At 67.0% G+C, this 12,769-nt stretch carries 9 protein-coding genes and 1 pseudogene; 5 read left to right on the top strand and 5 right to left on the bottom strand.

Going from position 1 to position 12,769, the window contains the following annotated elements:
• A pseudogene (locus tag VIR09_RS05015) lies at positions 1-210 on the bottom strand (amidase); the annotation flags it as partial.
• A gap of 92 nt (positions 211-302) precedes the next feature.
• Positions 303-1,073: a class I SAM-dependent methyltransferase gene (locus VIR09_RS05010; protein WP_332011877.1), complete on the bottom strand. Its 771-nt coding sequence runs from the start codon at positions 1,071-1,073 to the stop codon at positions 303-305.
• 115 nt (positions 1,074-1,188) lie between these two features.
• On the opposite strand from VIR09_RS05010, the gene VIR09_RS05005 reads away from it, so the two are divergent.
• Positions 1,189-2,007, top strand: coding sequence for a helix-turn-helix transcriptional regulator (locus VIR09_RS05005; RefSeq protein WP_332011876.1), 819 nt, complete (start codon positions 1,189-1,191; stop codon positions 2,005-2,007).
• 31 nt (positions 2,008-2,038) lie between these two features.
• Here the strand turns inward: VIR09_RS05005 and mutY are convergent, their stop codons facing one another.
• Positions 2,039-3,109, bottom strand: a complete 1,071-nt coding sequence (mutY, locus tag VIR09_RS05000; RefSeq protein ID WP_332011875.1) for an A/G-specific adenine glycosylase — start codon at positions 3,107-3,109, stop codon at positions 2,039-2,041.
• Between the two features lie 168 nt (positions 3,110-3,277).
• Between mutY and VIR09_RS04995 the strand changes: the two genes are divergently transcribed.
• Positions 3,278-6,889, top strand: coding sequence for an indolepyruvate ferredoxin oxidoreductase family protein (locus VIR09_RS04995; protein ID WP_332011874.1), 3,612 nt, complete (start codon positions 3,278-3,280; stop codon positions 6,887-6,889).
• Between the two features lie 1,045 nt (positions 6,890-7,934).
• Here the strand turns inward: VIR09_RS04995 and glpK are convergent.
• Both glpK and VIR09_RS04985 read right to left on the bottom strand, forming a co-directional pair.
• On the bottom strand, positions 7,935-9,461 hold the full coding sequence (glpK, locus tag VIR09_RS04990) for a glycerol kinase GlpK (RefSeq protein ID WP_332011873.1): 1,527 nt from the start codon (positions 9,459-9,461) through the stop codon (positions 7,935-7,937).
• Positions 9,448-10,902 (bottom strand): DHA2 family efflux MFS transporter permease subunit, encoded by a 1,455-nt coding sequence (locus tag VIR09_RS04985; protein ID WP_332011872.1) that lies wholly within the window; start codon positions 10,900-10,902, stop codon positions 9,448-9,450. The genes glpK and VIR09_RS04985 overlap by 14 nt, the downstream gene beginning before the upstream one ends.
• Before the next feature lie 98 nt (positions 10,903-11,000).
• Here VIR09_RS04985 and VIR09_RS04980 point away from each other — a divergent pair, with 98 nt between their 5' ends.
• The 3 genes from VIR09_RS04980 to panC all read left to right on the top strand — a co-directional run.
• Positions 11,001-11,189 carry a DUF3460 family protein gene (locus tag VIR09_RS04980; protein WP_088138183.1) on the top strand — a complete coding sequence of 63 codons (189 nt, stop codon included), beginning with the start codon at positions 11,001-11,003 and terminating at the stop codon, positions 11,187-11,189.
• Between the two features lie 16 nt (positions 11,190-11,205).
• The gene (locus VIR09_RS04975) at positions 11,206-12,096 is read left to right on the top strand and encodes a ScpA family protein (RefSeq protein WP_332011871.1); all 891 of its coding nucleotides are present in this window, start codon (positions 11,206-11,208) and stop codon (positions 12,094-12,096) included.
• Positions 12,097-12,132: 36 nt separating this feature from the next.
• Positions 12,133-12,769, top strand: a 637-nt coding sequence (panC, locus tag VIR09_RS04970) for a pantoate--beta-alanine ligase (RefSeq protein ID WP_332011870.1), incomplete at its 3' end; no start/stop codon positions are given.

Below are 12,769 nucleotides of genomic sequence, written 5' to 3'. Positions count from 1 at the left end.
GGCGTCGCTGGCGCGGGCCTGGGCCAGCGCGCCCGCGCGGTCCACGGTGATGAAGGCGTTGAGGTCCGCGCGCGCGTCGATGCGGTCCAGGCAGGCCTGGGTCAGCGCAAGGCTGGTAATGCGTCCCTGCCGGATCAGGGCCGCGGCCTCGGTGACGGTCAGGTCCGCCGGGGACGCGGCGGGCAATGGCGGGTTGGACGTATCGGACATGGCGCTTCCTTACCTGTGCGGATTCTGACGAATCCGTACCTATACAGGTCGGCGCGGGCGCTGTCGAGCGAGTTGCGCCTCGGCCTGTCCAATCAGCCCGGCTTGCGCACCACGATGGTGGCCGTGTCGCTGGTGAAAGACGCGTCGTCCCTGACCTCGAAATGTGTGCGCACCACGTCCGGCGCAATGCCGAACATATGGCGCAGCGCCACCACCAGCGTGTCCGGCGTGCGCATGCGCGCGACCCAGGACTGGAACTCCAGCGGCAGGCGGCGCGGCGCCAGGCCCTGCAGGGTGAAGCCGGCCTCGGTCAGCATGCGGGTCCACTCGGCGACCGAGTAGTCGCGCACGTGCGAGGTGTCGCGCAGTACCTCGATGGTCTGCAGCCAGGTATCCAGCAGCGGCTCGCCCGGCGACACCACGTCGGCGAACACGGCGATGCCGCCAGGCTTCAGGACGCGGAAGGCTTCGCGCAGGCCGCGGCCGGCATCCTGCCAGTGGTGGGTGGAATAGCGCGACATCACCAGGTCGAACTCGCCGTCGTCGAATGGCAGGTATTCAGCCTTGCCCTGACAGGTGGCCAGGTTGGCCAGCCCGCGCTTGGCGGCCTCGCCCGCGACCACGTCCAACATTTGCTGCGACAGGTCATAGGCGGTGACCTGCTTGACGTGCGGCGCGACGTGAAAGCTGACATGGCCGCCGCCACAGCCCAGGTCCAGCAGCCGGGCTGCGGGGTGCTGCGCGGCGATGCCGGCCATCTGCAGCAGGTCTTCGCCCTGGGCATGTACGGCGCTGGTCAGGTAGGCGGTCGCGCGCGGGCTGAATTGGCGGTCGATGGCGGCGTCATGGGTGCTGGCGGTCATGAGGAATCCTTGGTGGCGGGGCTCGGTATGGATAAGGAAAGCGTGTGGAAGTGGCGGCCCAGGCGCTAAGATAGGCGGCTGCCCATACACGTACAAGTCCATTACTCATCCTGGTATGACTACTTCCCCCCAGACCGCTGCCGCCGGCCATGAAGGCTCTCCCTTGCGCCGCCAGGCGCTGGGCGAATTCGTGCGCAGCGCGCGTTCGCGCATCACGCCGCAGATGGCTGGTTTGCCCGAAGGCATGCGTCGCCGCACCCCCGGGCTGCGGCGCGAGGAGGTCGCCCAGCTTTGCGGCATCAGCGTCACCTGGTACACCTGGATCGAGCAGGGGCGGGAGGTGTCGGTGTCGCCTTCGGTCTGGTCGCGCATCGCGGGCGTACTGCAGTTGGCCCGCGCTGAACGCGCCTATCTGTTCGATCTGGCCGACTGCGCCGATCCGCAGCACGCCCGCGACGACGCTGGCGCGCCTGGGCCCTTGCAGGAATGCGTGAACGCGATCAATGCTCCGGCCTACGTGCTGGACCGTGCCTGGAACGTGCTGGCCTACAACGAGCCGCTGCGCGATCTGTTCGATAACTGGCCGGCGCGCGACCCCGAACCCAATCTGCTGCGCTATATCTTCCTGGACCCCGCCGCGCGCGAACTGGTGGTGGACTGGGACCAGCGCGCCCGCCGCGTGGTGGCGGAATTCCGCGCCGACGCCGGCGCGCATCTGGATGAGCCGGCCGTACTGGCGCTGCTGGACAACCTGAATCGGCAGAGCCCGGTGTTCGCGCACTGGTGGACGCGCCACGCGGTGGTGGAGCGCGAAGGCGGCTTGCGTGAATTCCAGCATCCGGGACGCGGCAAGCTGGCCTACCAGCAGATCACGTTCCGGCTGGCGACGCATCCGGATCTGAAGCTGGTGATGCTGTTGGGCGGGAGCGAGTAGCCGCAACTGGCGGTGGATTCGCCGCGGCCGCTCAGCCCTTGAACAGGCTGTCTTGCATCCCCGCGTCGACCAGCCCTTGCAGCAGCTTCTTGACGGGCGCAGGCAGCGCTACCGATGCCAATGCATCCGCCGCCACCCAGCGTTCCGGCCTTGCGGATTCGCGCAGGCCGGCCGCGCGTACCGGCACCAGCCAGGGCCGGATGTGCAGGCGGTAATGCGTGAAGGTGTGGGCAAAGGCGGCCAGCTCGAAGCGCTGTTCGGGTTCCAGGCCCAGTGCGCGCGAGGCGCTGTCCGGGTCTTGCGACACGTCGAACTCGGGCAGGCTCCACAACCCGCCCCAGATGCCGGGCTCGGGCCGCTGTTGCAGCAGGAAGGCGCCTTCGTGCCGCAGGACCAGCATACAGGTCTCGCGTTCGGGGATCGCCTTGCGGGCCTTGGGCGTGGGCAGTTCGCCCTGGCGGCCTTCGCGCTTGGCCACGCAGCTGTCCGCGGTCGGGCAGGCGTCGCAGGCGGGCTTGCCGCGCGTGCATAGCGTGGCGCCCAGATCCATCAAGCCTTGCGTGTAGGCGGCCATGTCCAGCCCGGGCGCGGCTTCGACTTGCGCGTCGGCCAGCGCCCACAGCTTTTGTTCGACTTCGCGCTTGGTCGGGTCGCCGGCGATGCCGAAGTGCCGCGTGAACACGCGCTTGACGTTGCCGTCCAGGATGGGCGCGCGCTCGCCGTAAGCAAACGCGGCGATGGCCGCGGCCGTGGAGCGGCCGATACCGGGCAGCGTGGCGATGGCTTCGGCCGTGGGCGGGAAGCGTCCGTCCCAATCGCGCGCGATCTCCTGCGCGCAGCGGTGCAGGTTGCGGGCGCGGGCGTAATAACCCAGTCCGGCCCAGTAGGGCATCACGTCTTCCTGCGCGGCCGCTGCCAGCGAGGCCACGTCCGGGAAGCGCTGCAGGAAGCGCTCGTAATAGGGGATGACCGTCGCCACCTGCGTCTGCTGCAGCATGATCTCGGAGAGCCAGATGCGGTAAGGATCCCGGGTGTTTTGCCAGGGGAGATCGTGGCGGCCGTGACGGCGCTGCCAGTCGACGATACGAGGGGCGAAGTCCATGGCGGCAATTATCGCATCGCCCTATTGCCGGGGGTGGGGCGAGCGGTTACAACCAATGGAAACAGAAGCGCGCCAGCGCCCGCAATTCACGTCCCTTGCTCGCCCGCGTGCGCTTCAAGAGGGTGTCGCGCGTAGCCGGCCGGGGTTCCTGGATCCCTCGGAGTAGACATGAACGCTCCCGCTACGCCTGCCTTGCGTGCCGCGCTTGAATCCGTCCAGCTGGACGACAAGTACACCCTGGAATCCGGGCGCGCCTGGATGAGCGGCATCCATGCCCTGGTCCGCCTGCCCATGATGCAGCGCGTGCGCGATGCGCACGCCGGCCTGAATACCGCAGGCTTCGTGTCCGGCTACCGCGGTTCTCCGCTGGGCGGCGTCGACCAGAACATGTGGAAGGCGGCCAAGTACCTGAAGGCCCATCACGTCGAGTTCCAGCCCGGCATCAACGAAGACCTGGCCGCCACCGCGGTATGGGGCTCGCAGCAGGTAAACCTGTTCCCGGGCGCCAAGTACGACGGCGTCTTCGGCATGTGGTATGGCAAGGGGCCCGGCGTGGACCGCTGTGGCGACGTGTTCAAGCATGCCAATGCCGCCGGCACCGCGCGCCATGGCGGCGTGCTGGTGGTGGCGGGCGACGACCACCCCGCCAAGTCCTCGACCTTGCCGCACCAGAGCGACCACATCCTCAAGGCCTGCATGATCCCGGCGCTGTTTCCCGCCAGCGTGCAGGAGGTGCTGGACTATGGGCTGCATGGCTGGGCCATGAGCCGCTACGCGGGCGTATGGGTGGGCATGAAGTGCATCACCGACATCGTCGAAGTCTCGGCGTCAGTGGACGTGGACCCCCACCGCGTGCAGATCCAGCTGCCGCAGGACTTCCTGCTGCCGGCCGACGGCCTGAACATCCGGCTGCCCGACACGCCGTTGCAGCAGGAGGCCCGCCTGCTGGACTACAAGCTCTATGCCGCGTTGGCCTATGCCCGCGCCAACAAGCTCAACCGCGAACTCTGGCACGTGCCGCAGCGCGACGCGCGCTTCGGCATCATGACGTCCGGCAAGGCTTATCTGGACACGCGTCAGGCGCTATCGGACCTGGGGTTGTCCGAGGCCGTGTGCCAGCGTATCGGCCTGCGCCTGTTCAAGGTAGGCATGGTCTGGCCGCTGGAATCCACCGGCATGCAGCGTTTCGCCGAAGGCCTGGACGAAATCCTGGTGGTCGAGGAAAAGCGCCAGGTGCTGGAGTATCAGCTGAAGGAGGAGCTGTTCAGCTGGATCGGCAGCGGCAAGAAGATTCCGCGCGTGGTCGGCAAGTTCGACGACAAGGACGGCGGTGAGTGGTCGGTGCCGCAAGGCAATTGGCTGTTGCCGGCGCATTACGAATTCTCGCCCGCCATGGTCGCGCGCGCCATCGCCGCGCGCCTGCTGCGCTTCGAACTGCCCGCTGACGTGCGCGCCGGCATCGAGGCGCGCCTGGCCTTCATCAGCGGCCGCGAACAGGCGCTGGCGCGTCCGCGCGTGGTCGAAGAGCGCAAACCCTGGTTCTGTTCGGGCTGTCCGCACAACACCTCGACCCGCCTGCCGGAGGGGTCGCGCGGGATGGCCGGTATCGGCTGCCACTACATGGTCAGATGGATGGACCGCAGCACCGACGTCTTTACGCAGATGGGCGGCGAGGGCGTGCCCTGGGTGGGGCAGGCGCCGTTCACCGAGGAAAAGCACGTGTTCGCCAACCTGGGCGACGGCACTTACTTCCATTCGGGCCTCTTGGCGATACGCGCGGCGGTGGCGGCCAAGGTGCCGATCACCTACAAGATCCTGTTCAACGACGCCGTGGCGATGACCGGCGGGCAGCCGGTGGACGGCCCCTTGAGCGTGCCGATGATCAGCCAGCAGATGGCCGCCGAGGGTATCGAGAAGATCGTGGTGGTCACTGACGATCCCGGCAAGTACAAGCAGATCGAAGGACTGGCGCCAGGCGTGCCGGTGCGCCCGCGCGATGAACTGGACACGGTGATGCGTGAATTGCGCGAGCATCCCGCAGTATCGGTGCTGATCTACGACCAGACCTGCGCCACCGAGAAGCGCCGCCGCCGCAAGCGCAACGCCTACCCGGACCCGGCCCGCCGCGTGCTCATCAACGAGCGCGTATGCGAGGGCTGCGGCGACTGTTCGCAGAAATCGCACTGCCTGTCGGTGGAGCCGCTGGACACCGAGTTCGGTCGCAAGCGCACGATCAACCAGTCCAGTTGCAACAAGGATTTCTCCTGTCTGAAGGGCTTTTGCCCCAGCTTCGTGACCGTGGAAGGCGGCAAGCTCAAGAAGCCGGGCGCCCTGGCGCAGGACGGCGCCATCGACGAGGACGTGCCGCATCCGGCCGCGCGCGAACTGCACCAGCCCTACGGCGTCTTCATCGCCGGCGTGGGCGGTACGGGCGTGGTCACCATCGGCCAGTTGCTGGGCATGGCCGCGCACCTGGAGGGCAAGGGCTGTTCGGTGCTGGACATGGCGGGCCTGGCGCAGAAGGGCGGCGCGGTGTATTCGCACGTGGTGCTGGCGCAGACGCCGGACCAGCTGCTGAACACGCGGGTCGCCATGGGCGAAGCCGACCTGCTGCTGGCCGGCGACCTGGTCGTGGCCACCAGCGCGGAATCCATGGCGCGGCTGAATCCGGATCGCACGCGCGTGCTGCTCAACAGCGACACCGCGCCCACGGCGGCCTTCGTCAGCAATCCGGACTGGACGCTGCCGGGCGCCAGCCTGACCGCCGACCTGGCGGCCGCCTGCGGCAAAGAGCACCTGGCCACCTTCGACGCGGCCGCACTGGCGGTGGGCCTGCTGGGCGACGCGATCTATTCCAATCCGCTGATGATGGGCTACGCCTATCAGAAGGGCTGGATCCCGCTGTCGCAGGAGGCTCTCCTGCGCGCCATTGAACTGAACGGCCAGCAGGTGCCGAACAACCTCGCCGCCTTCGCCTGGGGGCGCCGCGCTGCTGACGACCTGGCGGCGGTGAAGCGCTTGATCGCCAACGGCGGCGCGCCTTCTCAGCCTGAGGGCATCATCGAACTCAAGCGCCCGCGCGTCGCCAGTCCGGTGCTGGAATTGAAGAAACCCGCGGGCGAGCTGGAGCAGCTGGTGGCGGTGCGCAAAGCCTTCCTGACCGAATACCAGAACGAGGCCTACGCCCGGCAATACACCGAGCTGGTGGACAAGGTGGCGCGCGCCGAGCGCGAGGCCACGGGCACCAGCCGGCTGGCGCTGGCGGTGGCGCGCTACTACTTCAAGCTGATGGCCTACAAGGACGAGTACGAAGTCGCGCGGCTGTACTCAGACGGCGAGTTCCTCAAGCGCGTACAGGCGCAGTTCGAAGGCGACTGGAAGCTGCGCTTCCACCTGGCGCCGCCGCTGTTCGCGCGGCGCGACAAGGACGGCCACCTGATCAAGCGCAGCTACGGTCCGGGGATGTTGCGGGTTTTCCGTGTGCTGGCGAAGATGCGCGGCTTGCGCGGGACGAAGCTGGACCTGTTCGGCTATACGGCCGAGCGCCGCGCCGAACGCGAGCTGATGCGCGAGTACCGGGAGACGATGACCGCGATCCTGTCGAAATTGAACCGCGGGAACCTGGAGCGTGCGGTGGCCTTGGCCAGTTTGCCCGAGGAGATACGGGGGTACGGGCATGTGAAGGAGGCGGCGATGGAGAGGGTGGCTTTGCGGAGGGGGGAGTTGTTGAAGGGGTTTAGTGCGAGTGTGGTTTCTATTGGTGGGGTTCGGGTGGCTTGATCTTGGTTTTGTTGCGGTGGGGTTGGTTCTTGATTCGGATTGCTGGTTCTTAAGACGCCTGTCGCGTCGGGGGCCTGCGGGACGCGGGGCAACGATTGCGGTCCGGAGCGTTCGCTCCGGACTTCCCCTTCCTCATCCTCGTCACCGCCTACGGCGGTTCCTTCGGATTCCGTCGGGCTTATCGACGCCCCGCGTCCCGCAGGCCCCCGACGCGACAGGCTCGGCTGGTTGAATCTTCACGGGCGCTGGGGCGGTCGGTGTGCTTGGCGTTCTGGCCACGGATAGTGGGTGTTGGCGTGTCTTGCGGGGCCCGCCCCAGGCCGGCCGCGCGGGCGGCCTTTTGGGGCTTACGCGGTGTCTTGCGTCGTGCGATGGCGCTGCGCGCTGGTGGTGGGGTGTTCTCGTGGTGATGCTTATGGCAATCGAGAATCGGGACTGAGCTTGGTAGGGCGCTTTTTTGGGGTGCTGGCCAAGTGCGCGGGTCGGCCAGTAATCGTCACTCAACGCGGATGCCGGATGGGTGGCGCGCGTCCGGATCCGCATGCGCAAGCGGCTGCCCGTCGCGCGCCACCCATCACCGCCCACCCCCCAAGAGCTGGGGACCAATAGCAAACCCTTCGTCGCATTCGCGCAAGCGAACACAATCGAAATTTAAGAAATCACGTATGTCATTCTCGGCCGCCCGCGCGGCCGAGAATGGCGGGCAGCCCAAGAATCGTCCCTGACCACGGCTCTAGCAGAGCATCAGGCCAAGATACAAGTAGCCCGTCGGCGCGGGCGCCTGAGTGGCGGGCAACCTCGATGCGCCCGAGGGAATCTGAAGGGAAGGCCGAAGGCCTGGACGAAGATGACGACGGGGGGGGCCGCCGAGGCAAGTCCGGAGCGAAGGCTCCGGACCGCAATCGTGGGCGCCCGCCACTCAGGCGCCCGTGCCGATGGGCGGCCTACGAAAGAACTGGGACCATCGAAGTCCAAAGCTCCACCAACGAATCCCCACGGAAATCAACACCAGGCAGCTACATAGCCAGGAAGCTAAAAATCCCGCCTACTTCCCAGCACTGTCCGACCAGCCCTTGGACAACTCCACAGCCTGTCTCCACCGCTTCATCCGCGCTGCCCGCACGGACTCCGGCCAAGTCGGCTCGAACGTCCGCTCCGCCTGCCACTTCGAGGCGAATTCATCCAGTCCCGACCAGAATCCCACCGCCAGTCCCGCCAATCCCGCGGCCCCCAGCGCAGTCGATTCCGATACGCGCGGACGGACCACCGGGACGCCTAGCAGGTCCGCCTGCATCTGCATCAGCAGGTCGTTGCGGGCCGCGCCGCCGTCCACGCGCAGTTCGGTCAGTGCGATGCCGCTGTCGCCGTTCATGCAGGTCAGCAGTTCCGCGCTTTGCAGCGCGATGGATTCCAGCGTCGCGCGGGCGATGTGGGCGCGGGTGGTGCCGCGGGTCAGGCCCACCAGCGTGCCTCGCGCATAGGGGTCCCAATGCGGTGCGCCCAGGCCGGCGAAGGCCGGAACCATGAAGACGTCGTCGGTGTCGGCCACGCTGGCGGCCAGGGATTCGATTTCTTCCGAGCGCTGGATGATGCCCAGTCCGTCGCGCAGCCATTGCACCGCGGCGCCCGCCACGAACACGCCGCCTTCCAGCATGTAGGTCGGGCGCCAGCCGCCATTGCCGGCCTGGGGCAGGCCCCAGCCTACCGTGGACAGCAGGTGGTTGCGGGATTGCACCGGCTTTTCGCCCACGTTCATCAGCATGAAGCAGCCGGTGCCGTAGGTGTTCTTCGCCATGCCCGGCGTGAAGCAGGCCTGGCCGAAGGTGGCGGCCTGCTGGTCGCCGGCCACGCCGGCGATGGGGATGGAGCCGCCCAGCCATTCGGGCAGGGCTTCGCCCACCACCGCGCTGCTGGGCGCGATTGTCGGCAGCACGCTGCGCGGGATCTTGAGCAACGCCAGGATCTCGTCGTTCCAGTCCTGGGTGTGCAGATCGAACAACATGGTGCGCGACGCATTGCTCGGATCGGTGCTGTGCACCGCGCCGCCGGTCAGTTGCCAGATCAGCCAGGTGTCCACGGTGCCGAAGGCCAGCTCGCCGCGGTCGGCCATCTGGCGCGCTCCGGGTACGTGGTCCAGCAGCCAGGCGAGCTTGGTGCCGGAGAAATAGGCGTCCAGCACCAGGCCGGTCCGGGATTGCAGGAAATCTGCGTGGCCGTCCTGGCGCAGCTGGTCGCACATCGGCGCCGTGCGGCGGTCCTGCCAGACGATGGCGCGGGCCAGCGGGCGGCCCGTGGCGCGTTCCCAGATCAGGGTGGTTTCGCGCTGGTTGGTGATGCCTATGGCGGCGATGTCGGCGGCGGTCGCGCCGGCATTGCGCAGGGCCTCGCGGGCCACGTCCAGCTGGCTGTGCCAGATTTCGCTGGCGTCGTGCTCGACCCAGCCTGGCCGCGGGTAGTGCTGGCGGAATTCGCGCTGGCCCACGCCGCGCACCACGCCGGCGCGGTCGAACACGATTGCGCGGGAGCTGGTCGTGCCCTGGTCCAGGGCTAGGACAAATTCATTCGTCGTCACTTTGTTTGGCGCCGTTCAGGTGTGCCCCGGCCAGAGGATCGAGGCGTCTAAAGGAGAAAGTCGAGGCCATGCACAGCACCCCGACGACGATGAAGCCCGCGACCACGTCGCGGATCGCCAGCGTTTCCGCGCCGCGCAAGGACATGCTGACGTTCAGCGTCACCGCGGCCACGCCCACGCCCAGGCTGATGCCGAGCTGTTGCGCCATGGCAGCGAAACTGCTGGCGCGGCTCATCTTGGACGGGGGAATGTCGGCATAGGTTAGCGTATTTACCCCGGTGAATTGCAGCGAACGGAAAAAGCCGCCGACCAGCAGGATGGCGATCATCAGCCACACCGGCGTGGTGGGCGTGAAGGCGCCGCAGATCACGATGAACGCGCCCGCCAGCACGGCGTTCACGGTCAGCACCCGGCGAAAGCCGAAGTGCTTCACGATGGGGGTGGCCACGAACTTCATCAGCAGCGCGCCCGCTGCGCTGGCGAAGGTGATAAGGCCGGCCGCAAACGGGGTCAGGCCGAAGCCTACCTGCAGCAGCATGGCCAGCAGAAAAGGCGTGGCGCCCACGGCGAAGCGGCACAGATTGCCGCCCAGCGTGGAGATGGCGAAGGTGGGGATCCGCATCAGCGACAGGTCGATGATGGGATGCTCCGTACGCTTGGCGTGCCAGCCGTAGAGCAGGCCGCAGACCGTGCCGACTGCGATCAGCCCCAGCAGCATCGACAGCGGCATGACGTCGCGGCCGATGGCCTCGAAGCCGCTGACCAGGGTCGCCAGGCAGATCGCGCTGAGGAGGAAGCCCGGCCAATCCAGGCGCGGGGCGGATTCCTCGCGGATCTCCGCGACATAGCGCAGCACCAGGAAAATGCCCAGGATCCCGATGGGGATATTGATCAGGAAGATCCAGTGCCAGGACATGTAGGTGACCATGAAGCCGCCCAGCGGCGGTCCGATCACCGGACCCAGCAGGGCCGGAATGGAGAGAAAGGACATGGCCTTCAGCAGGTCCTGCTTGGGCACGGTGCGCAGCAGGATGATCCGCCCCACCGGCACCATCATCGCGCCCGCCATCCCCTGGACGATGCGGGCCAGGACCAGCTGCGGCAGATCCTGGGACAGCGCACAGGCCACTGAACTGAGCGTGAACAGGCCGATCGCCGCCACGAACACCCGCCGCGCCCCGTAGCGGTCGGCTGCCCAGCCGCTGACGGGCACGAAAACCGCCACCGACAGCAGGTAGGACGTAATGGCCACGTTCAGCCGCACGGGGGTGGATCCCAGGGCGCGGGCCATGGCCGGCAGGGCGGTGGCCACCACGGTGGCGTCCAGCATCTGCATGAACAGCGCACAGCCTACGATGAAGGGAATCATGCGCGCCGCGCGCGCTGCTTGCTCACTGGAAAGAGGAGCGGGACGGGCTGCTGCTGCGGATTCTGCGGACATGGCGGGAGGGGGCGATGGGTGCCGCGAGATTGTAACGCCGGGGGGGTGGCTGCCGTGAAGTAAACTCCCTACATCCGAAACCCATTGAAATTGGTGCCATGGCGACCAACTACGAATCCGAGATCACCCTTTTCCTGAAAGACTTCAAGCAATCGCATCCTGGCACCGAAGAGCGCCAGCGCGAGGGCCGCGCCCGTCTTTGGGACAAACCGCAGGATTCGGAACTGCTGGAAGGCTTCCGCGCCGCCCGCGTGCCGCAAAAGCCGTACGTCTACCAGGCCGATTGAGCCCATTGCGGCAATCATGGCCCAACACGCTTCCGTCCCGGGCGACGCCCTGGCCGCGCTAGTGGAACCGCCCGTCGACAGCACTCCTGACACCGTCGACAGCGTGGCGTACGCGCGCCTGTATGGCGAGCCGCTGTTCCAGATGCCCACGGACCTGTACATCCCGCCGGATGCGCTGGAAGTGTTCCTGGAAGCGTTTGAAGGGCCGCTGGACCTGCTGCTCTACCTGATCCGCAAGCAGAACTTCAATGTTCTGGACATCCCCATGGCGGATGTCACGCGGCAGTACCTGTCGTATGTGGACCAGATCCGCATCCACAACCTGGAACTGGCCGCGGAGTACCTGCTGATGGCGGCGATGCTCATCGAGATCAAGTCGCGCATGCTGCTGCCGGTCAAGAAGACCGACACCGGCGAAGAGCCGGAAGATCCGCGCGCCGAACTCGTGCGCCGCCTGCTCGAATACGAGCAGATGAAGCTGGCCGCTCAAAAGCTGGATGCGATGCCGCAGCTGGGCCGCGATTTCGTCAGCAGCCAGGCGGTCGCCGACCTGAGCGTGGAGCGCATGCTGCCCGAGGTCAGCGTGGACGACCTGCGGGCGGCCTGGGCCGACATCATGAAGCGGGCCAAGCTGAACCAGCATCACCACATCACGCGCGAACAGCTGTCCGTACGTGATCACATGACGCACATCCTGCGGCGCCTGAACGACGTGCGCTTCATGGAATTCGGCGATCTGTTCATGGAGCGCGTCCGCGAAGGCGCGCCCGCGGCCGTGGTCGTCGTGCATTTCATCGCCATGCTGGAACTGGCCCGCGAGTCCTTGCTGGAAATTACGCAGGCCGAGCCCTATGCTCCCATCTACGTGCGCCTGGCCTATACCAGCGTGGCGGCGGTCGCGGCCTGATCCTGACCGGGCTGCCCCCAACCCCGGAGAGTCCCCTTGAAAGTCGTACACACCATCCAGGAATTGCGCGATCACCTGCGCGGACAGAATCGCGTGTCGTTCGTGCCCACCATGGGCAACCTGCATGAAGGCCACTTGTCCCTGATGAAGCTGGCGCGCCAGCATGGCGACCCGGTGGTGGCCAGCATCTTCGTGAACCGCCTGCAATTCGGCCCCAACGAGGACTTCGACCAGTATCCCCGCACGCTCGCCGCCGACATCGAGAAGCTGGAGCGCGAGCGTGACGTCTATGTGCTGTTCGCGCCGAACGAGCGCGAGATGTATCCCGAGCCGCAAAGCTTCCGCGTGCAGCCGCCCGACGACCTGGGCGATATCCTGGAAGGGGAGTTCCGCCCCGGCTTCTTCGAAGGCGTCAGCACCGTGGTGCTGAAGCTGTTTTCCTGCGTACAGCCGCGCGTGGCCGTGTTCGGCAAGAAGGACTACCAGCAGCTGATGGTGGTGCGCAATATGTGCCGCCAGTTCCAGCTGCCCGTGGACGTGCTGGCGCACGAGACCGTGCGCGCCGAGGACGGCCTGGCGTTGTCCTCGCGCAACCGCTATCTGAGCGACGCCGACCGCGCCGAGGCGCCCGCGTTGTACGCCGCGCTGCGCCACGCCGGCCAGCGCCTGGCCC

The organism is Achromobacter sp., from assembly GCF_036567245.1.
Taxonomy (GTDB): domain Bacteria; phylum Pseudomonadota; class Gammaproteobacteria; order Burkholderiales; family Burkholderiaceae_B; genus Achromobacter.
The sequence above is the reverse complement of the archived record's forward strand: the minus strand, read 5'-3'. Positions and strand labels throughout refer to the sequence as shown.

What these genes read in the sequence shown, in the direction of transcription:
- VIR09_RS04995 (WP_332011874.1), top strand. Translation starts at nt 3,278, where the DNA reads ATGAACGCTCCCGCTACGCCTGCCTTGCGTGCCGCGCTTGAATCCGTC.
- mutY (WP_332011875.1), bottom strand. Translation starts at nt 3,109, where the DNA reads ATGGACTTCGCCCCTCGTATCGTCGACTGGCAGCGCCGTCACGGCCGC.
- VIR09_RS05005 (WP_332011876.1), top strand. Translation starts at nt 1,189, where the DNA reads ATGACTACTTCCCCCCAGACCGCTGCCGCCGGCCATGAAGGCTCTCCC.
- VIR09_RS04985 (WP_332011872.1), bottom strand. Translation starts at nt 10,902, where the DNA reads ATGTCCGCAGAATCCGCAGCAGCAGCCCGTCCCGCTCCTCTTTCCAGT.
- VIR09_RS04975 (WP_332011871.1), top strand. Translation starts at nt 11,206, where the DNA reads ATGGCCCAACACGCTTCCGTCCCGGGCGACGCCCTGGCCGCGCTAGTG.
- VIR09_RS05010 (WP_332011877.1), bottom strand. Translation starts at nt 1,073, where the DNA reads ATGACCGCCAGCACCCATGACGCCGCCATCGACCGCCAATTCAGCCCG.
- VIR09_RS04980 (WP_088138183.1), top strand. Translation starts at nt 11,001, where the DNA reads ATGGCGACCAACTACGAATCCGAGATCACCCTTTTCCTGAAAGACTTC.